22 protein-coding genes and 1 pseudogene are annotated in these 24,951 nt (G+C 39.4%); 12 read left to right on the forward strand and 11 right to left on the reverse strand.

Annotated features, from left to right (window positions below):
• Positions 1–26: 26 nt before the first annotated feature.
• From WA1_RS51125 to WA1_RS56450, 3 genes are all read right to left on the reverse strand, one after another.
• On the reverse strand, positions 27–1,964 hold the full coding sequence (locus tag WA1_RS51125) for a sensor histidine kinase (protein WP_017740825.1): 1,938 nt from the start codon (positions 1,962–1,964) through the stop codon (positions 27–29).
• Positions 1,957–2,604 (reverse strand): response regulator transcription factor, encoded by a 648-nt coding sequence (locus WA1_RS51130; protein ID WP_017740826.1) that lies wholly within the window; start codon positions 2,602–2,604, stop codon positions 1,957–1,959. Before WA1_RS51130 ends, WA1_RS51125 begins: the two co-directional genes overlap by 8 nt.
• Before the next feature lie 81 nt (positions 2,605–2,685).
• Complete coding sequence (locus WA1_RS56450; RefSeq protein ID WP_148663097.1) at positions 2,686–2,868, reverse strand: hypothetical protein; 183 nt, start codon at positions 2,866–2,868, stop codon at positions 2,686–2,688.
• Positions 2,869–3,303: 435 nt separating this feature from the next.
• On the opposite strand from WA1_RS56450, the gene WA1_RS51135 reads away from it, so the two are divergent.
• Positions 3,304–3,522, forward strand: coding sequence for a hypothetical protein (locus WA1_RS51135; RefSeq protein WP_017740828.1), 219 nt, complete (start codon positions 3,304–3,306; stop codon positions 3,520–3,522).
• A 127-nt stretch (positions 3,523–3,649) separates the two neighbouring features.
• Here WA1_RS51135 and WA1_RS51140 read toward each other — a convergent pair whose 3' ends face one another.
• Together WA1_RS51140 and WA1_RS51145 are read right to left on the reverse strand one after the other, a co-directional pair.
• The gene (locus WA1_RS51140; protein WP_017740829.1) at positions 3,650–3,979 is read right to left on the reverse strand and encodes a hypothetical protein; all 330 of its coding nucleotides are present in this window, start codon (positions 3,977–3,979) and stop codon (positions 3,650–3,652) included.
• Between the two features lie 2 nt (positions 3,980–3,981).
• Entirely contained in the window at positions 3,982–4,509 is a 528-nt protein-coding gene (locus tag WA1_RS51145; protein ID WP_017740830.1) for a hypothetical protein, read from the reverse strand.
• A 143-nt stretch (positions 4,510–4,652) separates the two neighbouring features.
• Between WA1_RS51145 and WA1_RS51150 the strand changes: the two genes are divergently transcribed.
• From WA1_RS51150 to WA1_RS51160, 3 genes are all read left to right on the forward strand, one after another.
• Positions 4,653–5,261 carry a hypothetical protein gene (locus WA1_RS51150; RefSeq protein ID WP_017740831.1) on the forward strand — a complete coding sequence of 203 codons (609 nt, stop codon included), beginning with the start codon at positions 4,653–4,655 and terminating at the stop codon, positions 5,259–5,261.
• Positions 5,262–5,334: 73 nt separating this feature from the next.
• On the forward strand, positions 5,335–6,462 hold the full coding sequence (locus WA1_RS51155) for a hypothetical protein (protein WP_017740832.1): 1,128 nt from the start codon (positions 5,335–5,337) through the stop codon (positions 6,460–6,462).
• A 221-nt stretch (positions 6,463–6,683) separates the two neighbouring features.
• Complete coding sequence (locus WA1_RS51160) at positions 6,684–9,833, forward strand: effector-associated domain EAD1-containing protein (protein WP_017740833.1); 3,150 nt, start codon at positions 6,684–6,686, stop codon at positions 9,831–9,833.
• 100 nt (positions 9,834–9,933) lie between these two features.
• Here WA1_RS51160 and WA1_RS51165 read toward each other — a convergent pair whose 3' ends face one another.
• Both WA1_RS51165 and WA1_RS51170 read right to left on the reverse strand, forming a co-directional pair.
• On the reverse strand, positions 9,934–11,019 hold the full coding sequence (locus WA1_RS51165) for a CHAT domain-containing protein (RefSeq protein WP_017740834.1): 1,086 nt from the start codon (positions 11,017–11,019) through the stop codon (positions 9,934–9,936).
• Positions 11,020–11,049: 30 nt separating this feature from the next.
• A complete protein-coding gene (locus WA1_RS51170) occupies positions 11,050–14,781 on the reverse strand; it encodes an nSTAND1 domain-containing NTPase (protein WP_017740835.1) in 3,732 nt (1,243 codons plus the stop codon).
• Positions 14,782–15,082: 301 nt separating this feature from the next.
• Between WA1_RS51170 and WA1_RS51175 the strand changes: the two genes are divergently transcribed.
• Positions 15,083–18,877: an NACHT domain-containing protein gene (locus tag WA1_RS51175; RefSeq protein ID WP_017740836.1), complete on the forward strand. Its 3,795-nt coding sequence runs from the start codon at positions 15,083–15,085 to the stop codon at positions 18,875–18,877.
• Positions 18,878–18,892: 15 nt separating this feature from the next.
• On the opposite strand, the gene WA1_RS51180 is transcribed toward WA1_RS51175, so the two are convergent.
• Together WA1_RS51180 and WA1_RS51185 are read right to left on the reverse strand one after the other, a co-directional pair.
• Complete coding sequence (locus WA1_RS51180) at positions 18,893–19,321, reverse strand: ATP-binding protein (RefSeq protein WP_017740837.1); 429 nt, start codon at positions 19,319–19,321, stop codon at positions 18,893–18,895.
• A gap of 61 nt (positions 19,322–19,382) precedes the next feature.
• Positions 19,383–19,802: a CoA-binding protein gene (locus WA1_RS51185; protein WP_017740838.1), complete on the reverse strand. Its 420-nt coding sequence runs from the start codon at positions 19,800–19,802 to the stop codon at positions 19,383–19,385.
• A 122-nt stretch (positions 19,803–19,924) separates the two neighbouring features.
• Between WA1_RS51185 and WA1_RS61510 the strand changes: the two genes are divergently transcribed.
• From WA1_RS61510 to WA1_RS51195, 3 genes are read left to right on the forward strand one after another with little or no spacing between them, the layout of a single operon-like run.
• Entirely contained in the window at positions 19,925–20,146 is a 222-nt protein-coding gene (locus WA1_RS61510; protein ID WP_336389860.1) for a hypothetical protein, read from the forward strand.
• Between the two features lie 46 nt (positions 20,147–20,192).
• Positions 20,193–20,357, forward strand: coding sequence for a hypothetical protein (locus WA1_RS61515; RefSeq protein ID WP_336389861.1), 165 nt, complete (start codon positions 20,193–20,195; stop codon positions 20,355–20,357).
• Positions 20,358–20,388: 31 nt separating this feature from the next.
• Entirely contained in the window at positions 20,389–20,673 is a 285-nt protein-coding gene (locus WA1_RS51195) for a hypothetical protein (RefSeq protein WP_336389862.1), read from the forward strand.
• 330 nt (positions 20,674–21,003) lie between these two features.
• Here WA1_RS51195 and psb34 read toward each other — a convergent pair whose 3' ends face one another.
• On the reverse strand, positions 21,004–21,174 hold the full coding sequence (gene psb34 / locus WA1_RS56455; protein ID WP_017740839.1) for a photosystem II assembly protein Psb34: 171 nt from the start codon (positions 21,172–21,174) through the stop codon (positions 21,004–21,006).
• Positions 21,175–21,426: 252 nt separating this feature from the next.
• Positions 21,427–21,858: an Hsp20/alpha crystallin family protein gene (locus tag WA1_RS51200; protein ID WP_017740840.1), complete on the reverse strand. Its 432-nt coding sequence runs from the start codon at positions 21,856–21,858 to the stop codon at positions 21,427–21,429.
• Between the two features lie 623 nt (positions 21,859–22,481).
• Between WA1_RS51200 and WA1_RS51205 the strand changes: the two genes are divergently transcribed.
• From WA1_RS51205 to WA1_RS56460, 4 genes and pseudogenes are all read left to right on the forward strand, one after another.
• Positions 22,482–22,964 (forward strand): ASCH domain-containing protein, encoded by a 483-nt coding sequence (locus WA1_RS51205; protein ID WP_017740841.1) that lies wholly within the window; start codon positions 22,482–22,484, stop codon positions 22,962–22,964.
• A 66-nt stretch (positions 22,965–23,030) separates the two neighbouring features.
• Complete coding sequence (locus WA1_RS51210; RefSeq protein WP_017740842.1) at positions 23,031–23,369, forward strand: hypothetical protein; 339 nt, start codon at positions 23,031–23,033, stop codon at positions 23,367–23,369.
• A 174-nt stretch (positions 23,370–23,543) separates the two neighbouring features.
• Positions 23,544–24,221 carry a class I SAM-dependent methyltransferase gene (locus tag WA1_RS51215; protein WP_017740843.1) on the forward strand — a complete coding sequence of 226 codons (678 nt, stop codon included), beginning with the start codon at positions 23,544–23,546 and terminating at the stop codon, positions 24,219–24,221.
• A 143-nt stretch (positions 24,222–24,364) separates the two neighbouring features.
• Positions 24,365–24,838 (forward strand): annotated as a pseudogene (locus WA1_RS56460) (CHAT domain-containing protein); the annotation flags it as partial.
• Between the last annotated feature and the right edge of the window lie 113 nt (positions 24,839–24,951).

The raw sequence follows: 24,951 nt of genomic DNA on the forward strand, positions 1-24,951 counted from the left end.
GCCAAGTTAATTCAGTTACAGACAGTCTATTTGTTTAAGGGAAACATTAGATTAAAAATTTCATACCAAGGTCTTTTCACAGACCAAGTAAGTTCACAAATTGTGCCTTTGGGAGAATTGACTCCCCGTTGAAACGCTCCTCCAAGCTGCCGAGCAAGGTTTTGTGATAGCTGCGTTCCTATACCTTTATATAATGACTTAATACCAGAACCATTGTCCACCACGCGGATTAGATTTAACCCTTGCTCTTGTATGCAAATTACCTCAAGACGAGTTACCCCTACTGCATATTTACCAACATTAGCTAGCGCTTCTTCTAGGAATAGACAAAGTCCTCTCTTATGTTCGATGCTTAAGAAGCGACTGTCAATTGGCTCAAACTTAATAATCTTAATTTTTAGTGTTTTAAAGCAGGGAAATTCACGTTCTAGGGTATTTGAATAGACCTCATGAAGAACCTCATGAATTGGCTCTTCCAAATCCAGTTTTAGACCGTTACTAAGATAAAGATTATTGTCTTGAGTTAAGGTTTCTCGCCGTAAGAACTTATAGATTTCTCGCAATTCGCTATTCAAACGTTTAAGATTTGAGTACACCTGTTCCGATGACAATTGTTGCTTCTCAATTCCCCGTAACGTACTGGCAATACTTTGCAGCGGACTATTATGAATTTCGTTGAAGACTTTTTCAAGAACGAATTGACGCTCTTGAAGGCGTGTTTTCACATCTTGTTGATAGCGGTAAAATAATGAGGATGTTAATCCCCCTCCATTCATAATAAGAACAAGCAGTGATGGAACAACTGGAATCCACCAACCCATAATCAGCAATACATAGCAAGTACTAACTAATGTTGCGCTTGTAACCCCAAGCCCTAAAATAATCTTGAGCGGTGACAAAAATATTCGACCAAGGCTAATCCCTAAAAGTCCCCAGGCAAAAATCCAGACATACTCCCATCCATCAGTCCATACTTTTAAAAGTGGTCGCCCATCAAGAACTGCACTAACGATTTGGCTAACAGCATGGGCTTGAATTTCTACCCCAGACACTACGCTACGGTTAGCACTGTCAATTGCAGCAGTATTCACAGAATCTCCCGAACTAGACGCTGTAACCCCTATTAGAACGATGCGATCGCGAATCCAGTCAGGCGAGAAATTCCCTGCCTTAACATCTTGTAGCGATACAATCCGAAAAGGTTGCCGCCCACTGCGAAAACTAAGAAGTATTTGGTTTCCACCCGCATCTGCTCTAACATATCCTCCGAAATTTGGCAGAAATCTTGGCAATTCAGTGCCTCCAAAACGCATTGCCTGTGAATCCTGAATGCCATTTTCTAGAGAAAAACCTCTACTAGATAAATAAGTTTCTGCAAGACGGATTGGTAGAGAAAATTTATATCTTCCTTTTAAATCTGATGTACCCAGAAGGTTACGCCTTAGGTAGCCATCACGATCAAGAATGGTATCAACAAAGCCTACTTGATCGGGAGGAATTTCTGGTGGTGGGTTGGTTGTAAAATCCTTTAAATAGGGAAGGACTTTTTCAATGCCAATGATATTCTTGTTCTGTTTTAATTGCCTGACTAATTCTGTGTGACCTGGCTCAACAGGTAAGCCTCTAAATAAATCAAGACCGATCGCACTTGGCTTGTAAGTTTGTAATTTTGCAAGCAATAGTGCCAATTCCCCATCAGGTATTGGATAACTTTTAATGCTGCGAATATCTTCCTTATTAATGCCAACAATTAAAATTCGTTCATCTGTTGGTTCAGCAGGGCGTAATTTTAGAAAGTAATCAAATACACTGAGTTCTAGAGGTTGAAGAAATCCTAATAAGCGAGCAATTATGACAAGCGCAATCACAGATAGTCCTGGTAGTGCGCCTACTCGCCAAATGCCAATTTCCGCTTGAACCTGTCGCCAAATTTTTCTACTTACATATTTCACAGTCTTAGTCAATTAAACCTTCTTCTCTCGCTCGGATCTCAGTTTGAATTCGTATATTTTTACCAGCATCTGGATACACACCTAGAACATTCTGAAGTTGAGTCCAGTAGTTCCGAACAGTTCGTTCAGATACGTTCATATGCTCGGCGATCACCTTGTCCTGTAATCCCTCTTGGAAAGCTAACTTCAAAACTTCCAGCCACTCAGGGCTAAGCTCCAATCCAGAACGCATTTCCTTCGGAGTATAAATAAGCCCTTTGAGCGACCAATCTACCTTGGTTAACATTTCATTCACTGGCAAACTTTTGTTCACCACTGTAAAACCTCCTTCGTGAAGGCTAATAGAAGGTTTTAGCCGCACTAGAGAACGCGGATAGCTACTTTGCACAACAATATTTAGGGTTGGATACAGTTGCATTAAGCTTCTAAGAAGCTGCATACCAGTCTCAATCTGGGCCAGATCTCCAGGCATTTCTGGCATAGAAAGATCTGTAATCACCAGAGCAGGTTGAGAACTTTTTATTAATTCCTTTGCACTCTGTGCTGTTTGAGCAGTCAAAATTTCCGCATCCGGATACTGCTCCTTCAGGACACCTAGCGTACCTTGCAGCAACATTTCGTGATCGTCAATAACAACAATTTTGAGACTCACTGTTTTTCCAACCCAAAAGCGATCATTATGAACACCCCCAGTTCAAATAACTAGGGGGTCAGAAACTATACCTAAAGTGGATTACGCATCTTTAACAGCGACCACAAAAGATGTCAATGCTCGAATAAACACAACGATCACGATAATTATCGTGACTGCTGTTGCTGTGTTTGGAATTTCTTGAGGAATGTCAATGCCTGGGAAGCAAGACGGACTCTCAGCCTTGGAAGTATGAGTATAAGACGTGGGTGGAGCTTTACTCACAAGTTTACCTCTTATAAACGACAGTTCAGAACCAAGGTTGTTGAAAAACAGGAAAGTGAACCGAGGCAAACTAGGAATCTAGCGACAAATTACAAGCCTGCTCGGTCGTACTGTAACCTAAAATCTAACAACTTAAAATAATATTTAAAGCACCATGTCTCACCATGTCAACTATGGTGAGACAAAACTTAATGTTCAGCAAGACAACCTTCTTGGCTATGCGTATCAACCGTTACCAAAGATCGCCTATGCTTTGAACATCAAGAAACTATGAGCAGGCTTTCACCTGTAATTTGTCGCTTAATTAATAAGCTACAACAGCGAATTGAGCAAAGCATTTACCTTTTGTGCAAAGTTGATTGCACAAAAGTGCAAAGTTAATTGCACTTTTGTGCAAATCGGTTCGTAATTCATATTTCTCCTTAAACAACTCTTATGATCGCTGGAGGATTTGGAGTGATTGTCTGTGGCTTTGAGATGTTTGGAACTGGAGCATTGTCTGCTTGGGAATTTGAGGACTCATGCGATCGCCCTCTGCTTCTAAAAGGTATCAAAAATAACCTTCAGGTATCAGCTGCAATAAGCGGTCATCTCGCACCAGCCGCACCAACTATTGGTGCAGAATATACAGCAATGCACCTCAAAATGATATGAACATTGTTTGATGCCGTGGTGCCGATCGCACTGAGGCAATCATTGCAGGTGAAGATATCGTGACGAAGCCCCAGTGCTTTTATGACTTGATAGTTTTATTCCGGTATATTACACCGAACTCGATTTTCTAGTTCAGAGCCTCGCCAATTTTCTCTGCTAAATGCAAGAGAGATTTCTCCCGCACATGATCGGCTGCAGCGCGAATTGACTCAGCCAGTATCGTGTCGGTGTTTGGGGTTAGCTTTAACGCTCCCCCTAAATATCCCAAGCACTTGCAGTAATAGTCTGCTGGATTAAGCAGTGCCAGTCTCTTGACAGTCTGGTGATCGCTACTTTGAAATGCTGCTAGCGCCTTCTTGTGCAAATCGCTTTCTGGATTTCCCAAAGTTTCAAGAATGGCGTTAATAGCTTGGTTAACTTGTGACAACGTTGGTTCTTTTGTTTGTACTGCTTGCATAGTTATACCCAATTTTCAAAATTTTCAGCCTCTACTTGAGGAGCGTAAAGCTTATCCCAGTTTCGGTCTAAGTGTTCTTTAACGATTCGAGAAATAAAACCAATAGCGCCGTCGCGATCGTAATAAATTCCAACTTTTAACAATACCAAGTTTTGCGTACCCAAAGTTATGTAATTTAATTGCCTCCTTACTGTTGCATCAGATGATAAAGTCACATCCCATAAAGGGTTGGGAGGAAGGTTTGTCACCTCCTGCTTATAATCTGGCAATGCTTCAATGCCATCTTTAAAAACAGTCTCTCCCCACTGGCGAAACGAAATTTCCCTAGCCGCCGCATCAATTCGCGCTAGTTGTAAGTAATAATCCCTATTCCTTCCTATCCAACCCCGCACGTATTGGCTAATTAAGGATTTTTCGGAATCACCTGACAATTCTCTAAAAGACTCTATCCTCTCTGCGTTTTTCGGGGAGACGTAGTAGTAAGAAAGCGGGTACTTATTCATCGAGTCCTCTGAAGAAGATGATTCCATTTTAATTCTCCATTTTATAAAATTATGACATATTTTCTTAATTCTGTGATATTTCATAAAATTTTCTGTAAACCTATAAATTTGTTATATTTTCATATTTTTGTTATATAGTGAAAGAATCAATCCTCTCCAATCAGCGTAAAATGGACTACTGCGAAATCCTAAAAGCATTGCCACAGCAAGAGTTAGAGCCAAGACAGTTTCTTCGCATCTGTTTTGGAATAGCCGATCTCAGCCCAGAACTTCTGCTGGAAGAGGAAACGAAGTTTCAGTACAGCAGCGCCTGTATCAAGCTTCTATCGGGGTTACTGGGAATCTCAAAACAAGCTGTCCGCAAGTGGGGTAACAATCCCAGCTTCGACAAAATGCCCCAACACACAAGGCTGACACTCGCTTATATCAATAAGTGCAACTTGGACAAAGCCATAATTAACGCAATTGTGAAAAGAGAACAATATACTCCGCCAAGCGCAAGTGCTGAGATTTTCCTGAAGAAAGTATTCTTCGAGGGAATGACACCATCACAACGACTAGCAACAGTAACGCACATCAACTTTAGACCCCAGTGCATCAAAACTTTGTCGCAAGTATTAAAGATTGCTGCCTCCACTGTACAAGAGTGGGGGCAAGATATTTCATTCAAAAAGATGCCCAAATATCATCAGCACACTTTGGGCTATGCTCTCGCTATCTTACAGCAGCATCAACAACACCAAGAAGAACAAGTCTTAAAGCTGCCAATCACCGCGTAGTATTCAGTTTGTTAAATAGAGAAAGCGGTCTTTCTTCAAGACCAAACAAATTATAAGCTAATGGAATATTATCATGGAAACTACTCTTACATCTACATCAATTCCCTACTCCCGAAAACATCAACTAGACCTGAATCCAACCACACATATCGAATCCAGCACTCTGGAGTATTTACACGTTGCTTTCCTACTCTGGGAGTATAAATGTACTTACAGCAAGAGAGAGTACCGCGCACTACTTGATACCTACGGATGGGATAAAGGAACTGCTGAAGAGAGACGAGCACTCAAGATAGCCGAAAACTTTCAAGAGTTTGCAACTTGTCCGCAGCATTTAGCACCGATTCCAGTCACGATACTTCTAAAACTATGTTCTAAAACATACCAACCAATTATCAGCCAGCTTCAAGATTATCCCATCGGTGGTTTAACCTGTGATCGCGTCTTGGAACTGATTGAGGAACGGAAAGCTTTACTGCTCGCTTCAAAACAAAGGCTTCAAGAAAGTGAGTCGGAAAAACCATCAGTTTGGCGCAGAACTCCGAAGGGCGATCGCTATTGTCAGTTCCCTCCAATGTGGGAAGACGACTATCAAACAGGGGTACTGGCGCAGGAGTTAATCGACGAGTACGGGCTACTTCCACAAGCTATATTGCGTTCGGCGATCGCAGACTATCACGCCAAGATTACTCAAGAAAAAGAACAGTCCCAAAAAGAGAGTGTTGAATCAGAAATGCTTGTAGTTGACTCGGAAATACCCCCACGAGTAGAAATATCAGAGAGTGAAGAATCTGTAGAAATTGACTCCAGTGTAGAGCAAAGCCAACAAAGCATTATCAGCAACGTTACCGAACAGCAATCAGTCGAAATTGATGAAACATCTATATTGGTAGAAAAGCTTAAGTTGGCAACTAGCTACTACCAAATCCGTTGTGCAATCTATCGCCACTTAAGTGTAAAAGATAAAGCTTGGGAGCAACTCTCCCACCAAGAAAAATCGAGAATTGAGAAATTACTACCCCAAGAAGTATTAGTCCTAAATCAAGCTAGAGAGAGGGGTTTGATTATTGACTATTACGAGTTAGAAACTGGGTGGTTCCAAATATTTATCGCAGGTGAAGACAAACCTGTAAGCGTTAGTAAATCGAGCGTAATTAGATGGTTAAAAGAGCAAGAAAGAATTAATTGTGTTGCAGTATAACCACCATAAACGCTACGCTTATAACGATAGGAATACTTGAGTAAAATAAAACTAAAATGGCTTTTTCTAGTGACTACCTACATGCTTTGGCGTGAAGGGTAGTTTTTTCTTTTAAAATTAAGTAATACTCTGATGAACAAGTTCTTAATGCTTTTTCAATATAAGAGTACCCTTGACCAATTTTGCAGAACCGCATACTCTGCAAAGTATGTTATTAATGCATGAGTCCCCAAGTCTATCAAGAACTTGTCTTAAAAATGAATCTTGTAGGTCAACAGCGTAAACGATTACAAGAAGCTCTAGTGAGTGCTTTTCCAACGAAAGCATCATTAGAGCAAATGCTGTCGCTTGAATTGAATAGGAACTTGGAGGCGATTGCTGGAGGAGATAATCTACGAGAAATTGTCTTTAAATTAATACAAACAGCAGAAGCACAGGGATGGGTTGAAGACCTAATCCGTGCAGCACGTGAGTCGAACCCAGGAAATCTTCTCTTGAGAGATATTGCTCAAGAGTTATTAAAAAATCATCAGACCTCCTCATCGACTATTTCTAGTGCAGATAGTACTCAACAGATAGCACTTCAAACGAATCCAGAGACTATTTCCCAAAAGACAGCGATAAAAATTCTCCACCTCGTCCTCAAACCTATTGGCAGCGATTACGCTGAGTGCCGTTACTTCTGGGATCATACCAACGATTCCCAGTCTTGTCAGCTATCCTTAGCTGAAATCAAGGAAGCAGAAAGAGATTACAACACACGCCCAGAAGATTACGCCAAAATGGGTCAAGCACTTTATAACTGGTTGGATGGGAGCGAGCGCATTCTTCAACAAGCTATCGACCAACATCGCCGTGATGGTATTGTTCTTGCCATTGCTGCAACAGAAGGACTGGCTCATCTACCTTGGGAAGTGCTACATGATGGTCAAAAGTTTTTGGTAGAACGCAGACCTGTCATTATTCCAGTAAGGTGGAAAGCTGATAGCAGACACTTGAGTTGGGAGAATCAACCTGAAAATCGTGCGCTGAATGTCTTGTTTATGGCAACTTCTCCTCAAGGAATAGAACGAGTGTTGGATTTTGAAGCAGAGGAAGGGCGCATTCTAGAGGCAACAAAGCGCATACCTTTATCTTTGACAGTTGAAGAAAGTGGTTGTCTAAAGGAATTAGGTTATTTAGTAAAAGAGTACGAACACGGCTACTTCGATGTCTTTCACCTAACGAGTCATGCAACTTTTAAAGATGAAAAACCCTGCTTCATTACCGAGACAGAATTAGGAGAACCAGAATATAGCAGTGTAGAAGACATTGCTGATGTACTGCAATTTAAACTTCCAAAGTTGATTTTCCTTTCAGGCTGTCCCACTGGATATTCTTGGGACAAAAGTATGGTTTCTTCAATGGCAGAAGCCCTATTGATGGAAGGGGCAACTGCGGTTTTAAGTTGGGGTAAGAAAGTTTTAGATACAGATGCCACCGCAGCAGCAACGTTATATGAAAATTTATCAGCAGGAAATAAAGTTACGGAAGCAGTTGCCCAAACTTACCAAACATTAATTAGAAAAAAATCACGAGATTGGCACTTGTTGAGATTGTATGTTGCTGAAACACTACCAGGAGCATTGGTGACACCGTTGAGGACACCAGGACGCAAACCAGCACCTCGCCCTTCTGTTGCTACTGAGTTTTTAGATTTTGAAAAGAAAGTTAGAGTTGCCACTCGTGAGAACTTTATTGGTCGTCGCCGTCAATTACAAAACTGTTTGCGGACACTCAAGAGTTCTAATGAAAAGATTGGAGTTTTAATTCATGGCATGGGAGGATTGGGAAAAAGTACCATCGCTTCTCGACTATGTGACCGATTATCTGGACATCAAAAAATCGTGTGTTGGCGACAAATTAATGAATCTAGCTTGGTGAATCAGCTAGCAGATTTGATGAAAAATCCAGAAGAACGGGCAGCACTCAAAGAAGGGAAAGAGGAACTAAAATATCGATTGCGAGATGCATTGAGTAAGTTGAACCAATTGGTGTTGGTGTTTGATGACTTTGAATGGAATTTAGAGCCTCGTGATGGAAGGTATATTCTTAAATCTAATGTTGTCCCGATATGGCGTGCTTTAGTAGAAGCAATTCAAAAGCAAGAGAATATTAGCTACCACCATATTATTATTACCTGTCGTTATGATTTTGAATCTGACTTATTGCGAGACTTCCACAAGCAACCGTTAGAGGGATTACGGAAATCCGATCTCCAAAAAAAGCTAAAGCAATTAGAAGCTTTTCATTCTGATAAAATAGATAAGAAGTTAATTGAACAAGCTTTACAACTAGCTGATGGGAATCCTCGGTTGTTGGAATGGTTAAATGATGAGGTGCTGTCAAAGGAGGATGCTGATTCAAAACTTAGTCAATTAGAAGCTAGTTCTGAAAGTTGGAAGGAAAAGATTATTTGGGTAACAGAAGACGCTCCTAAATTAAAAATCGACTCCTCCACTGAGAGAATAGTCAGTTGGTGTTTGGTATTTGAAATACCCGTTCCTATGTCAGCATTAGAAGCAGTTTGTGAATCTATCTTTGGCTACAAAGAACAGTTAGAACGAGCACTTGAATTAGGACTGATAGAAGTGAGTCCTGAGCCAGACGAATCAAAACGGGCTTATCGAGTTTCGCGTATCTTACCCCACATCATACCCACTATCAAATTACCTGAAGAACCAAAAGTATATTTATTGTATCGTAAAGCCTTAAATAAGTTATACGAGTTATGGGGAAATAAGAAAAATAGAAGTGAAGAACAATGGAGAGAAATCTTTCGTTTGGCACTGGCTGACAAAGAAAATCAAGAGCGATTTAGAGAGCAATTTTACAGAATGCTGAAAGTACAATATAATTCAGAAGCCGATAAAGCTTTAGAATCAGAACTTAGAAAATTTCGACAAGAGCTATCAGAAGAAAGCCTATGTATTCAATTAGAAGAAGATTTACAAAATTCAAGCGAATTGAGATGGGAAAAAGCTGATGAGGAAACCGTTTGGATTTTTTATCAGGTAATGATACTAAATGATTTTTTCGATTTTCGGGAGCTATTTAGAAACTTTCCATATGAAACTTTAAACAAAATCAATCAACTATGGCTAAAATATAGTAACGGAAAATATGGTTTCAGCGTTCAAAGAAAGATATGGGTAAGTGTGAATGAAGATATTCAAAAGTACGGAGACAGAGTAGGATGGAGTGATTTGAAGATAAAAGGTGGGAAGGAAGGCTACTACCCTATAAAAATATATACCCGAAACTTAGACGTTGTGGGGGGCTTTAGTAGGAGGTGGAGGGTGGAATTCATAGTTGGGGCTGATTGTATTTAAGGGTATTGAAGCTAACGGTGCGGGAAAATCTAATTTTATCGGCTTCTTTCGTATGCTTGAGCAAAATTCAATAAGAAGAAATAGGTGTTCGGTGCTGTATCTATAAAATGGGCAGAGCGATCGCTTGACTCAACCAATCAGTGACTTTCAACAAGACAGGCTTTGCCTTTTCCCAAAGTGTCTTACCCTTTGCTTCGTTTTGACTAGCATTTTGCAAGATTTCAGCTACACCTCCAAGATTGATTGCAATCAGTGCTTTGTTCGGTTCTGCTTTCGCAGTTGCAATTCTCGCTGCACCTAAATACATAATCGCTTCCTCTTTTGTATTAACTGGGAGTTCTGCGCTGCTAATCATCTGCTCAATTTCTGCAAGCATCTGGATAACTTCTTCTTTAGTTGGCTGTTTACTAGTTGCTCCTTGGGTTGTCATTGTCTGTTGATTATTATTACCAATAGCAGCCTGCATCCCACCATGAACAGTTCCACCGTTAACGCTTTGAGAAATTCCACCGTTATTTCTTGGTGGTGAATTTTGTTTCGTAGCAAAATATTCCTCTGTATTTATTTGTGGTTCTATCTGTTTGTCTAAAGCTTGAGGTAAACGCGGTCTAAACTTTAGTACAGGAGTTTCGGACTCTGGAATTCCCTCTAGATCGATTGAAGCACAACCGACTTCAAAACAAACATCATAGGAACTTCCAGCCCCCAATGCATCATAAAACCCAACAGCAAATTCGGTGGCAGCAGTATCTCCAATTGGACGGTTCATACCTATCACACAATCAATATGTTGGTGAATGGCATCTGCTTGTACTTCTGAGTAGCAGGCATTCAGTAAAACACACTCAATTTGGTTTTGAAATAACTTAAATAATCGGGCTAAGGATTCACTGCTTACCAATTGCATTTGCCCAGAATTATTTTCTAAAACCAAACCATCAGTTCCTGAGCCATGCCCAGAAAAGTGAACGATTGTTGGTTGATGATCTAACAATGCGCGGCGTAAGTCCTCAACTCGTACTGCACAAGAGGTGATAGTTTCAAACTGTTCTCGATTTTTAGCTCGTTTAATTGCAGCTTGGATATTCCGCACTTCTTCATCTAAACGTAGTATATTTGTGTCTTTGGGATTGGCAGATAAAATTAAAATTGTTTTTTGAGAAACTCCACTGGAATTTTTAGTCATAATACCTACCTGTTCAGCATTTTGGTATTTTTATTTCCTCTGGCTAATTGATGTATTAGTTTTGCAAATTGTTAATGCTTCTTGCTCATTTGGATAATTAACCAAGTAGTCATTCAACCACCTACAACCCCTCTGCATTAACTTCTTGCTATCTACTAGTTCATCTAGTTCGCCAAAATTCCATATAATCACTGTTTTATCATCGCTAGCAGAGGCGATACTCTTACCATCTGGACTAAAAACGACACTGCTTACAGCACCATTATGCCCTTTAAGGGTTGCGAGTTCTTCTCCCTTTAAATTCCAAAGTTTTATAGTTTTGTCATAACTACCACTAGCAATTGTTTTGCTATCTGGACTAAAACTAATGCTGGTAACAGCACTATAATGTCCGGTTAAAGTTTTTAATTCCTTGCCTTCTGTATTCCAAAGTTTGGCAGTACTATCATCACTACTAGTAGCAATATTTTTACTATCTGGACTAAAATTAACACTGGTAACGCGACTTTTATGCCCACGCAAGGTTTTAATTTCGTTACCTTGCAAGTCCCAAAGTCTAACAGTGTTGTCGTCACTTGTAGACGCGATAGTTTTGCCATCGGGACTGAAACCAACATTTATGACAGGACTACTGTGCTTGTTAAGGGTATGTAATAGTCTACCTTCTGAACTCCAAAGTTTAACTGTGTTGTCTTCGCCAGCAGAGGCTATTGTTTTGCTGTTAGGACTGATACTGACGCTGTTAACAGCACTACTATGCCCAGTAAAAGTTTTGATTTGTTTACCAGAAATATCCCAAAGATGAAACTGTCGAAGCCATGTAGCTGAGACAATTTTTTGGCCATCGCGGCTAAAGCTTATGCTGGTTATAGGATGGGCATCGCGTATAAAATTTAGAGGAAGTAGTTCACCTAATCTATTCCAAAATCTGACTGTGTTGTCGTAACTAGCAGAGGCAATCATTTTGTTATCAGGGCTAAAAACGATACTAGTAACACGACGATTATGCCCAGTCAAGATTTGAAGTTTTTTATCTTGGGGATTATTTTCCCAAATTCTGATTGTGTTGTCCCAACTAGCAGAAGCAATTACTTTACTATCGGAACCGAAAACAACACGAGTAACATTATCATCGTGTCCAATCAATGTTTGCAATTCTTGAGGTTCTTTGCCTTGTAAACTCCAGAGTTTAATAGTGTCATCATAACTACTAGTGACAAGGTTCTTACCATCAGAACTGAAACTAACGCTAGTTACAGCTTCACGATGTCCTCTCAGGGTTGTCAGTTTCTCGCCTTGAAGGTTCCAAAGTACGACAGTGTTATCAAAACTAGCAGAAGCAATTTTTTTACCATCTGGGCTGAAGCTAACGCTAGTGATATTATCACTATGCCCTTTATAACTTTGGAGTAAATTGCCTTGTGTATTCCAGATTTTGACGCTGGTATTCCCTCCCGCAGAAGCGATTTTTGTGCCACCAGGGCTAAAACTAACGCTATACACAGGAGCGCCATGCCCGGTAATATTTCTCATTAGTTCGCCTTGTGTATTCCAAAGTTTAACAGTGCCGTCGTTACTACCTGTAGCAATAGTTGACCCATCAGGGCTGAAACTAACGCTGGTTACACTATCTTTATACCCTGTGAAGGTTTTGAGTAATTTGCCTTCCATATTCCAGAGCTTAACTGTTTTATCTTCACTACCAGTAACAATAATTGATTCATCTGGGCTAAAACTAACACATTTTACAGCACTATTATGTCCTGTAAGGGTTTTTAATTGTCTACCTGAAATATCCCAAAGTTTGACTGTCCCATCATCACTTGCGGAGGCAACTAAGTTACCATTACGATTAATACTAATGTTGTTTACAGCCCGGTTATGTCCCTTTAACCTATTACGCTCTCTGACGCTGTAAACTGCTTGTCGCAAAATTGCCAAGATCTGATTTTTAGCATCAGATGTAGCCAAATTCTCATCTTGTAGCTTTTCTCCAGCCTTTAAACTTTGTACTAGGGCATCAAATAATCTTCCCGACCCAAGAAGTACCTCAGAAGAAGTATTAAGAGCTTGGATTTCGCTGATATCTGCTCTTTTTCTTTGCTCCTCAGCCCTTTGTGCCCAATCTATGGCTTTTCGTCTTTGTATTTCTATAAATCCAGCTAGAACCATCACAATTATTAAAAAACAAGTAAGTCCAATAATTGTTCTGTGTCGTTGGCGCTCGTTCAACTTAATACTGGCATCGATAAACTGGTTTGCATCCTCGTTGAAGCCCCCAAAAACTTGATTAAACGTTAAATCTTTTCTGAGTTCCTTTACCTTCTCTAACCGAGAACCTCTCCACAGATCTTTCTCAGATTTGTGATTGTTAAACCAAAGATACACATCATCATTTAAGCGATTTTTTAAGGCAATGTGATTCCGACTTTCCATCATCCAATTATTGAGAGTTTCCCAAGAAATAAGTAACGTTTCGTGGGCAATTTCTACTGTAGGTTGTTGAGATTCCAATGGGTAGTTACTAACCAATAAATTTTCATTAATCAATTTTATCAGCACGCTATTTTCAAGTACATCATTAAACTCAGAACGCAAAGCTCTTCTGCGAACTGGCTGACATTCATTACCAAAAGCTTTATTCCCACCAATATCAACTAGTTTAAGAAAAATTCTCTGAGTTGCTATTTTTTCTCGCCCGGATAAATCATCATAAATTTTATCCACCCGTTGCTGAAGCGCACCTCGAACACCACCTAACTGACGGTAAGTAGAGATATTCAAAGTACGGTTATTGATACTACCATTTTTCACTTCTGTTTCCCAAAGCAGATTCAAGGTGTACTGCAGTAAAGGCAAATATCCTGCCTGTCTCTGCACATCCTTGATGATTTCTTCTACCAGTCCAGGTTCAAATACTACACCGTGATAAGCTGCAGGCTGTTCAATTGCTAATCGTAATTCATCTGATTGCATTTGAGCAATTATGGGACGATGTTTATCTGTCACTTTTACTAATTGTGGATAAGGACTTAACCTGTCGAGAAAATCTGCCCGCATCGTTGCAATAACTTTAACTCTTGGCTCCTTTGCTTTTGTTAGTTGTATCAAAGTAGCGATAAAGTTATTGCGTTTATCTGGTTGACTAGTAGTAAACAATTCCTCAAACTGGTCAATGAAAATTAACCAATAATCATCAGTTTGCTTTAACTTTCTTACCATCAGAGTCAAAGTCTCAACTTTAGCTTCACGAACAAACTGGACTGTTTTTTGTGCATATTTACTTAATAAAGTTGCGTATAAAGATTCAAATGGGTTAACATCGGGAGTAAATGTCAGACTCACTAACTGTGACCCATATTTTTGCAGTAGCCAAGGAATTAGACCGGCTCTGACTACTGAAGACTTGCCACTGCCACTAGCTCCCAAAAGTAAAATTAGGTTTGTTTGTTCAAGTTCCTGGATTAAGCTTTTAAGAAATTGGTCACGACCAAAAAAGCGGTCTTTGTCTTCTAAATCGAATTTTTTCAAACCTTTATAAGGAGAAATTTGTAGAAATTCACGAGTTTTAATTTCATCAACAGATATTTGTAGAGTTTTTTGAAAAGTTACAACATTATTGTCTCCTTGAATCAGAACATTATCATTACCTATTACAGCCTGCATTCCAGTATCAACAGTTGAATCGTTGGCTTGCTGGTGAATGCTTTGCTGAGGAGTAGGTAATTTCGGCTCAAGGTCAGGATTTGGATGCTCGCTCATTAGAGTATGCAAACGAATGGTTATCCAGCACACATTTTGTTTAGCCGCACCCTAATACGACTACCTGTACCCAGTTAAGTAAATTAAAATACTATTTTTTGATGAATACTTTGTGAAATTTACAACTTATCCTGGGGAGATTACTTATAAAATAATATAGCCTTGAATCTGTTGTAATAATCTTGATTGAAATTATAGTTAACACGAAAGCTTGACTTCCCGAGTTTTTGTTGATGCTTTTTACCATAAAGACAAAATAGTTATTAAAATGACTAGTGTATCAAGCTGTTAACTCCCAGTAATGTCCCAAGCTTACGACTGGAAAAGGTTTTGGTGTCCAAGGTCAGGTAAGATTAATCTGGCAGGATTTGGTTATTTATATGACCCGGATACAGACTTTGGGCGTTACCTCAATCCAGATTTAGTTACATTCGATGCGATCGCGGATGTACCCTGCTTAGCGTTACTAGGAGAACCAGGAATTGGTAAGAGTTCTGCCATTAACGCAGAGAAAGAAAAAATTACAGTGAAAATCCAAAAGGAAGGTTCCAAGCTACTTTGGTTAGACCTTCGCACTTACGGTAGTGAAGAAAGATTGATTCACAAGCTGTTTGAGAGCCCAACTTTCCATGCTTGGACACAGAGCGATTATCGGCTTTATGTTTTTCTTGACAGTTTAGATGAGTGTCTATTAAGGATTAATACTTTAGCAGCACTTTTAGTAGATGAACTGTCGAATTACTCAGATCAATTAGAACGCTTATACTTTCGTATTGCTTGCAGAACTGCTGACTGGCGTAATAGCCTCGAACAAGGTTTGAAAAAACTTTGGGGAAAAGAAACTGTAGGAGTTTACGAGTTAGCTCCCTTGCGTCGGGTAGATATTGCTTCGGCTGCACAAGCAGAAGGTTTAGACGAGAATACCTTTCTTCAAGCCATTGAACAACAAGAAGTTGCACCACTAGCGATTAAACCAATTACACTCAAATTTTTGCTAAACATATATCGCAAAAATGGTAGTTTCCCTACCCAGCCGACGGAACTATATTTACAAGGTTGCCAATTACTTTGCGAAGAAACCGAACAACGGCGCGATGTCGGACTCACTGGTAACTTAACTGCTGACCAGAGAATGGTTATTGCGGCTCGTATTGCAGCCGTAACAGTTTTCTGCAATCGATATGCTGTTTGGATGAACATAGATCAGGGCGATGTTCCAGAAGAAGATGTTGTAATACGCGAGCTAGTTAGTGGAACAGAATTTGCTCTGGGAGACGAATTTTCTGTCACAGAAGCAGCTGTTAGAGAAGCATTATCTACAGCATTATTTTCTTCTCGCGGTTCTCACCGCATGGGATGGGCACACCAAACTTATGCTGAGTTTCTTGCTGCTTGGTATTTGCAACAGTGTCAATTAACTTTAAAGCAAATGATGAGCTTAATCGTTCATCCAGGCGATTCTGATGGTAAATTAGTTCCTCAACTTCATGAAACAGCCGCTTGGTTATCGAGTATGAATCAACAAGTTTTTCAAGAGGTAATTAAGACAAATCCAGATATTTTATTAAACAGCAGTGTAGCTACTGCTGATGATACAGTAAAAGCAAATTTGGTTGAGTCGTTGCTAAAACTGTATCATGAAGACAAATTAGTTTATGAATCTAGATTCGGAGCTTATACCTATCTCAAACATCAAAACCTAGCGGCACAACTTCAAGCCTATATTTGTGATGTAACTAAGAATGAAACGGCACGATATGTAGCAATAGAAATAGCACAACAATGTGAGGTTAAATCTATTCAAGACGACCTAGCAAATGTTGCCCTAGCCCCCGAACAACCTTATTGGCTTAGAGTCAATGCAGCAGATACTATCTGTCGAATTGGTGACGAAGAAACGAAGGCAAAATTAAAACCATTAGCATTTGGCGAAGTTGGGGATGATACTGAAGACGAGCTTAGGGGTTATGGTCTTCGTGCTGTTTATCCCAATCATTTAACTACAGTAGAATTGTTTAATATAATTACGCAGTCGAATAAAAATGTTAGGGGCGGAACATATCAAGATTTTATAGCCAAAGAAATTGAACAACATATTAAATTGGAAGATTTATCCATAGGTTTAAAATGGGTTGAGCAGCAACCTAGTAGGTACAATCAGGATTATCCATTTGATAAGCTTTCAGATGCCATAATACTTCAAGCTTGGAAATACGTTGACAATCCAAATATACTCAAACTTTTTGCAAAAGTAGTTGATTTGAAGCTAAAAAATCATGAAAAATTAATAAAGAGCCATTTCTATAACGCTGAAGCACCAACCTTTGAAAATATTTTGATACAAAATGAAGATAAACGTCGCAAAATACTAGAAACAATAGTTAAAATTATCTCTGAATCAGAAGCAGAAGAAAATATATGGGCTTTAAGCTATGGATTTCCTGGAATAGATAAAGATTTTGTATGGGTTTTGAGAAAACTTAGAGAATCTCCAAATGATAAAATTAAAGAAATTTGGGCGAAAATAATATGGCAGATGTTCAAAAGATATGACCCAGAGCAAGTAAATTTAATACTGACAGCTTGTCAAGATAGTCCCTTACTAAAAACACAATTTGCAGGACTAATTGACCCCGTTGAATTGGGTTCATCACAAGCAGAAAAAGCAAAGGCAGATTACTTAGAAAACTTGAAATGGCAGGAAAGTAATAATCAACAGCTTTTAGACCCACTTCCAAAAGAAAGAATTATTCAACTTTTAGACCAATTTGAATCTGGGAATATCGATTCATGGTGGCTTCTATGTCAAGAAATGACACTGATGCCAGATAGTCAATACTATGACGATGTGCTTTTGCGTAAATCCGATTTAACAACCCTTTCTGGTTGGAAAGAAGCTGAGTCATCAATAAAAGCAAGAATCGTAGAAGCAGCAAAAGTATATATAGATAAAGGAAATCCAGAAACTCATAAATGGCTGGGAACAAATACTTTTTATGAGTCTGCACTAGCTGGTTACAAAGCCATACGATTAATTCTAGAAGAAGCTCCAGAGCATATATTTACTATCCCTGCTTATATTTGGCAAAAATGGGCATCACTCATACTTGACTATCCTAAAGAAGGTGATGAGAAAAGCCAAAATATTCACCAAGAAGTTTTAAGCATTACATATCAAAATGCCCCAGACGAAATAATTAATACGTTGATGCTTTTGATTGACCAAGAAAATCAAAAACATGGATGTATTTTTATTCATCGTACACTAGAAAAATGTTGGAACGAAAAATTAGCAAGTGCTATTTTTGAGAAAGTGCAAGATGAAAATTTAAAACATCAAAGTTTTAATACTCTCCTTGAGGAGCTTATAAAACACAAAGCTAATAGTGCTAAAATTTTTGCAGAATCGCTAATTCCTTTACCACTTCCTAAAGATGGAGAGGAAAGAGTCAAAGCAATTGCCGCAGCAAAAGCCTTGATAAATTATGCGGATGATGCAGGCTGGTCAGTTGTTTGGCCTGCAATTCAACAAGACTTAGAATTTTGTCGAGAGGTTATTGGATCGTTCTCCTTTCTTCTCTCACATGAAGGAAGTTTAGAAAAAAGATTAAAAGAAGAATATATAGCAGATTTATATATTTTTCTTGTCAAGCAATATCCTTTCATTAAAACAATAACAGAAAACGATCCTTCATTTGAAGAACTTCAAGGGAGAAAAGCAAATGTAATGACATCAAATGATTATATCCTACGTTGGATAAATTACATTCCACAACGTCTAAAAAACCGTGGTACACCTAAAGCCTGTGAGGCAATTCGGCGAATCATGCGTGAATTACCAGAGCAAAAGGATAAATTGAAGCGATTTTTATTAGAAGCTGAGGCTTTAACTCGTCGTAATACTTGGAATCCACCACAACCATCATTAATAATTGAACTAGCAAAAAGTCAGTACCGTAAAGAGGTACAGCCTTTAGTAAACTATGGAATTATACAAAATATCAACGATAGTACTGTTCATGGTAGTGTGCAGGCAATACAAGGAGATAACAACCAACAATTAACAACACTCACACCTACACCTCTAACCGAATAATATATGCATCAGGTACTAATTGCTCCACATAATCAGAGTGGGTTGTAATAATAAGTTCCATCTAAGAGTTACATTGTGCTCTTCACTTAGAGAATGCAAATCTCGCCCCATTTCTCGTAACTTCTGCTGGAAATCTCTAAAGGCTTGGAGTTCGCCAGACGAGAATTGTACCTGTACGGCTACCTCAGGCGTCATACCTCCCCAGTTATTCGCGAGCAATTCATAGTTAAATCCCACCCATTCCAGATCGGAGATGTTCTCTAAGCGTCCAGTCGCCGTACCTAAAGTTGCTGCAATAGCTTGCAACAAACTTGTTTTCCCAGAACCATTCATTCCAACCAGGACAATCGTATCTCGTGCTAACCCAGTTTCTGGCTCAGTAAAATCAAATACATAATCCCGAAATTTCTTAAAATACTTTAGTTGAACGGATTGAACTTTCATTTTGAAATCTCATTTTGGAGAAAAACAGTGCTCGGCAGTTATAAATGTATCTTATATAAAACTAGACACGAACCAAGCGTAAATATTCAATCAAGATACACGCATCCATCACTACGTTCATTCCCGCATCCAATGCTTTTTGTACGGCGGCTTCATCTGATATACCGAGTTGCGCCCAGATTGTGTTGGCATTAATAGCGATTGCCTCGGTTACAATTTCACTTAAGTACTCAGAGCGGCGAAAAACGTTAACAATATCTATACGTGATGGCACTTCTTTCAAAGAAGGATAACTGGGTTGACCATCAATTTCTTGAAATTGTGGGTTGACGGGGTAAACAATATAACCAACCTTCCGTACAAATTGGGCAATTTGGTAACTAGTACGATTTGGTTTATCGGAGTGTCCGACAACAGCAATGACTTTTGCACTGGTCAACACGTCGCGTATTGCACTGTCATTTAATTTATTAAACGGCATTGTCGAGTCTCCTTTTAAAATGTTTTTTTAGATTCAATAGTATCGTCAAAGCAATAACAATACCCAGTGCTCGCCCATTCTATAGAAAAATCAGATTTATAGAAACGAACGGTTCGGGAGAAATGATACTTACTCCTGATGCAGCACAAGAATTTTTTACAAGACAACAGCTTTCGAGTATCACCAAGCGTGTAAACTACCAAGTAAAATATAGATATTACTTGCCAGTGGGAAATATGACAGAAACTAAACCGAATCCTACAGCTAGACGGGGACGGATATTAAGCGAAATTCAATGGACTCCAGAACAGCACGCACAATGGGAAGCTGAACGCCAGGAATAACGCTGCGCGCAGTCAAGTAATTTTTGACCGTGTAAAACCAGAATTAATGCAAACCCATTATAACTGGTACATCACAATTGAACCTGATAGTGGAGAATATTTTCTTAATCAGGATGAGATGGAAGGCGCTTTCTTAGCACATGAAAAATATCCAGGTGCAAAGTTGTATACTTTCCGTATCAACGAAACTGGGGTGTGCGGAACTGTATGATATCCGGCTTTTTTGGTGTGAGTAGGATGCTTTGTTTTTTGAAATTGATTTGATAGTCTCATCTAGTTTTGATTTGCCAGTTAATGCAATGTTCGATACAGGCTTTTCTGGCTACTTGGCTATAAACGGTCAAGACATAGATGGATTTGGCTGGACATATATAAAACAGCAGCCAATGTTTACAGCCAGAGGAGAAACCGAGTTTGACTTATATTTAGGTGAAGTACGTGCTTGTTGGTCAAGAATTTCAGATTCCCGTGCATGTTGGCTCTTATTTAACAGAAGTTTTACTTGGTCGCCAATGGCTTACAACTAGAAGACTTGTTATTGATATGCCATCAGGTGTATTGACACTAGGATAATAATTTATTCAATTTAGATGAGCGCTCGCATGATGCATGTTGGCGTTCTAGAAAAATCTCCCCAATTTATCCAATAAATTGGGGATGTAAAAGAATTTGAGAGAGTACTTCCCTAAACTACACACCTTCTTCAACTATTTTTCGGAATCGGTTATGTTTTGATGGAGGCGGATATATCAATGTCAGTCTTATTCTTTTCAATGGAAAAACCCTAGCCTTTAGCCAGGGTGAAAATGGGAAGCTCAAATGTCGATAAGAGTTTTTAATAGCAAAGTCTACTCGTCTTAACCAACTGTAAAAGCAACCAGAACTAAAGTAGTGACAAGTAATGTAGCAAACACGCCTTGGATAACATATTGACGTTGCTCCCAAATAGCGGGGTATTCAGCAAACTGCATCTTTGGCTCGGTGGGATAGTTGTTGAGGACGCCGTCTTCATTAACAGTAGTATACATAGGTCTTTTCCTTGTTTGTTATCTTATGTAAATAAATATAACGATTTTGTTACAAAACATCAAGAGTGCTTGACGTAGAAAAATAAATAGTATCCATAAGAAGAGCTAATCTGTAGATTGTTGCGATACGGTAGTATAGCCGTTATCCCTTGCAAGCTCGCACTCCTGAGAAAAAACCCCGGTAACTCTGACGAAACCGGGGTTGCTCGATAATTATTTGTGTGCAAGGAAATTTATCTCTTAAACAGTCAACTATGCAGCAGGCTGTTCTAAATTCACTTTGACAACTTTGTTCTTTTCTTCCTCTTTTTTGGGCAAAGTCAGATTCAAGATACCATCTTTGTATTCAGCAGTAACGTTGGTATTTTGAACTAAAAGAGGCAATGGAATAACGCGCTGAAACTTACCATAGTGAAACTCAGTCCGTGTCGTGCCTTTTTCTTCGGTCTTAGTTTCAGATTTACGCTCTCCACTAATGGAAACAGCATTTTCTGTGACTTGAATATCCAGGTCTTTAGCGTCCATACCTGGAAGTTCTAGCTTGAGGTGGACCGCGTCATCTGTTTGGGTTAGTTCGGCAGCAGGAACTTTCACGAAATCTCTTTCAAACGGAACTCTTGTATCTTCAAACAGGCGTTGGATTGCGTTTATTTCTTTCCAAGGATTGTAACGAATGAGTGTCATAGCTATTATGAATAAGTAGAAAGTGTGCTCTTGTTTGTTTGCTTTATGTTTTTATAATATGGCTTGCATAATCTTGAGTGATTCGGCTTTAACTACTTCGGAATTGAGAATAACCGTATAATAATTTCTAACTGTAAATAAGTGGGACTAACCGAATATTTTAGTTCGGTAAACAAGACTTAAAAACCTTCAATTTTACTTATGTGTTTGTCCGCATTCACTAACGATAGTGCAATTCAAGTATGAAAAAGCAGGTCACGTCTGCTTGCTACTAAAAGTTTATGATTCTTCAATCAATTCCAAACCAGTTTTCCGCACCGTGTGCTTGCGCCAATGATTCAGTTGAGGATGGTACATTTTCCTCCATCCATCGAAAATATTCATCTATTGAAATATCTAAATAACTACCATGATGCGCTAACTACCAATGAGCTTGTAAAATATAGCCCAAATCTCGCATCGTTACGACAATAGAAGTGCAGTCAAACATATTCACGCCCACTCGCTTTAACTGCGTGCTTGTATTAACGCTCTAACGTGGCGATCGCCAATAAAGGATTTACACTGAAGCATGGGAGAAAACGGTTTTTACTCCGCTTGTGAAAAGTGGCATAAATAATAACATGGAACAAATTAAACAGTACTGGCAAGCTTATTTAACAACACTCCCACCAGATTCACCCGTGCGTAACGAGCAATACGTAGCCGAACAGTTTGGTGACAACCCTGACCTCGCCAATTCTCTAGGTAAATTAATTGTGTCAAGAAAAAAGACCGCTACAAGTTCTGCATTATGGGAGTGGGAAGCCGAGGGTCAGCCAATTCCTAAAGTTGGACAGAAAAGCATCGTACTTGATAGTCACAATCAGCCGTTATGCATTATTGAAACAACAGAAGTCACAATCTGCCCATATGATAAAGTTGATGCACGGTTCGCTGCGGATGAAGGTGAAGGAGATTGTTCGCTTGCATATTGGAGAGAAGCGCACTGGCGGTTCTTTTCACGTGTACTACCAAAGATAGGCAAGTCTCCAGTACTCGATATGCCATTGGTTTGCGAGCGGTTTCATATCGTGTACGTTAACGCTCTAACTCATGGAAAATAAGTTTGATATATCAACAGGTATTTGTCGCCATGAGCAAGAAGAACCACAAGACGATTTACACCGACTGTGAGCAGCAAAAAGTTGGATGAATTGCAACAAAACTTTGATACTACTAAAATTTTAGCAGCTGTGGACACTATTGATGAGATTTGCTCGAGCATTTGCGATCTAGATGGGATAAGACTTGAATTGCTAAATCTCCATTCAATGGCTCACACAATTATCAATGGGGATTCAACAATTAATGCACCTACGGGGACGTGTATTTGGGAAGTCGCTCAAGACTTAGAGCTACAAATCGATGATTTCGCCACAAAGTTAAATGGAATTGCGACAATGCTTGGAAGGCTTGGAGAACTTGTACCGGATGAGGAAGATGAGGAGAACTTTGATTTTGATGAGTAAATAGCACAGACATCAACCACCTTACTAAATATGTATGAGTTGAGGTACAGATAACGTAAAGACAGTGTATGTAATCGTCACTGTTAGAGGCTCAACCTCTAACAGTGACGATATGAATACTATCGAGCTTGTATATTAATAGTGCTCTTCCAGTAGCAGAGAAATAGAAAAAATATGCATGAGAATGAAGAACGAATCCTGAATTCTTGGAACAAGAATGCTTTGTCTTGGACGCGGGTGATTCGTTCCCATCAAATTAAAAGCCGTGTTCAAGTTACCAATTCAGCAATACTAGAAACTGTTACTGAGCTAAATCCAACAACTTTTTTAGACGTTGGATGTGGTGAAGGATGGTTGTGTCGCGAACTTTTTGCCAAGGGAATTGATGGGTGGGGAGTCGATGCTTCTTATGCTCTGATTGAAGCAGCACGGGAATGTGGCGATTCTCGCTTTCTTGTGAGTTCATACTCCGAATTGGGAGTACAAAAATTCGGTAACATTGAACGTTTTTCTTGCTTTATTTGTAACTTCTCAATTCTCGGACAACGAGACTTAACTGATATCGCTGATGTCGGTCATCATCTTTTAGAGCCTCGCGGTCACATCATCGTTCAAACACTCCACCCATTAACAGCTGGCGGTGGAACTGAAACAGCAGATGGTTGGCGGGAAACTTTGTGGCAAGAAATTGGCAATGAACCATTTCATCCCGCTCCTTGGTACTATCGTACTATGGAATCGTGGATTGAAGGATTTTGCGATCGCAATTACCGATTGCTGAATTTACGAGAAATCTATCATCCGGTAACCAACAAACCTGTCTCAATCATTTTTGTTTTTGAACGACAGTGAAGTGCTTCGGTCTGCAATTCAGTTGTTTCTAGGCTAACAACATTGCAGCAATATTAAGTGAAAAACTCCACGCGATCGCCTGTTGCCATCGCGTGCAACGAGCATAAGCTAAGATTGAAGCAATATTCAGCTTGTTGGCAGTAATGAGTGATGATAATTCAATTAGAAAAATTCTGATTCTAGCTGCACATCCTTTAGGTACGGATAAACTGCGTTTGGATGAAGAAGCCCGCGATATTAAAGAAGGTTTGCGACAAGCAAGCGAGCGAGACCGATTCGTCCTTCACTCTGAATGGGCAGTTCGACCGAGAGATGTTCGACGAGCACTTTTAAACTTTTTGCCCCATATCGTTCATTTTTCTGGGCATGGAGCAGAGGATGGTGGTTTAGCATTTGAGAACGAACTGGGGAATATACAATTAGTGTCTCCTGAAGCACTTGCTGGGTTGTTCAAACTTTTTTCAGAGTCTGTAGAGTGCGTACTGTTGAATGCTTGCTACTCAGAAATCCAAGCTCAAGCTATTGCTCATCATATTAATTTTGTCATTGGAATGAATAGAGAAATTGGCGACCGTGCGGCTGTTGAATTTGCTGTTGGTTTTTATGATGCTTTGGGATCTGGGTGTTCCGTTGAGACTGCTTATGAATTTGGTTGTAACGCAATTTCATTGGCATTTAGCGTCAACGATGAAATCGTGGTGATGGTTATTGACATAGATGCACAAAGAGG

The sequence above is a fragment of the Scytonema hofmannii PCC 7110 genome (genome assembly GCF_000346485.2).
Taxonomy (GTDB): domain Bacteria; phylum Cyanobacteriota; class Cyanobacteriia; order Cyanobacteriales; family Nostocaceae; genus Scytonema; species Scytonema hofmannii.

What these genes read in the sequence shown, in the direction of transcription:
- WA1_RS51135 (WP_017740828.1), top strand. Translation starts at nt 3,304, where the DNA reads ATGATCGCTGGAGGATTTGGAGTGATTGTCTGTGGCTTTGAGATGTTT.
- WA1_RS51140 (WP_017740829.1), bottom strand. Translation starts at nt 3,979, where the DNA reads ATGCAAGCAGTACAAACAAAAGAACCAACGTTGTCACAAGTTAACCAA.
- WA1_RS51145 (WP_017740830.1), bottom strand. Translation starts at nt 4,509, where the DNA reads ATGGAATCATCTTCTTCAGAGGACTCGATGAATAAGTACCCGCTTTCT.
- WA1_RS51150 (WP_017740831.1), top strand. Translation starts at nt 4,653, where the DNA reads ATGGACTACTGCGAAATCCTAAAAGCATTGCCACAGCAAGAGTTAGAG.
- WA1_RS51155 (WP_017740832.1), top strand. Translation starts at nt 5,335, where the DNA reads ATGGAAACTACTCTTACATCTACATCAATTCCCTACTCCCGAAAACAT.
- WA1_RS51160 (WP_017740833.1), top strand. Translation starts at nt 6,684, where the DNA reads ATGAGTCCCCAAGTCTATCAAGAACTTGTCTTAAAAATGAATCTTGTA.
- WA1_RS51165 (WP_017740834.1), bottom strand. Translation starts at nt 11,019, where the DNA reads ATGACTAAAAATTCCAGTGGAGTTTCTCAAAAAACAATTTTAATTTTA.
- WA1_RS51170 (WP_017740835.1), bottom strand. Translation starts at nt 14,781, where the DNA reads ATGAGCGAGCATCCAAATCCTGACCTTGAGCCGAAATTACCTACTCCT.
- WA1_RS51175 (WP_017740836.1), top strand. Translation starts at nt 15,083, where the DNA reads ATGTCCCAAGCTTACGACTGGAAAAGGTTTTGGTGTCCAAGGTCAGGT.
- WA1_RS51180 (WP_017740837.1), bottom strand. Translation starts at nt 19,321, where the DNA reads ATGAAAGTTCAATCCGTTCAACTAAAGTATTTTAAGAAATTTCGGGAT.
- WA1_RS51185 (WP_017740838.1), bottom strand. Translation starts at nt 19,802, where the DNA reads ATGCCGTTTAATAAATTAAATGACAGTGCAATACGCGACGTGTTGACC.
- WA1_RS61510 (WP_336389860.1), top strand. Translation starts at nt 19,925, where the DNA reads ATGATACTTACTCCTGATGCAGCACAAGAATTTTTTACAAGACAACAG.
- WA1_RS61515 (WP_336389861.1), top strand. Translation starts at nt 20,193, where the DNA reads ATGCAAACCCATTATAACTGGTACATCACAATTGAACCTGATAGTGGA.
- psb34 (WP_017740839.1), bottom strand. Translation starts at nt 21,174, where the DNA reads ATGTATACTACTGTTAATGAAGACGGCGTCCTCAACAACTATCCCACC.
- WA1_RS51200 (WP_017740840.1), bottom strand. Translation starts at nt 21,858, where the DNA reads ATGACACTCATTCGTTACAATCCTTGGAAAGAAATAAACGCAATCCAA.
- WA1_RS51205 (WP_017740841.1), top strand. Translation starts at nt 22,482, where the DNA reads ATGGAACAAATTAAACAGTACTGGCAAGCTTATTTAACAACACTCCCA.
- WA1_RS51215 (WP_017740843.1), top strand. Translation starts at nt 23,544, where the DNA reads ATGCATGAGAATGAAGAACGAATCCTGAATTCTTGGAACAAGAATGCT.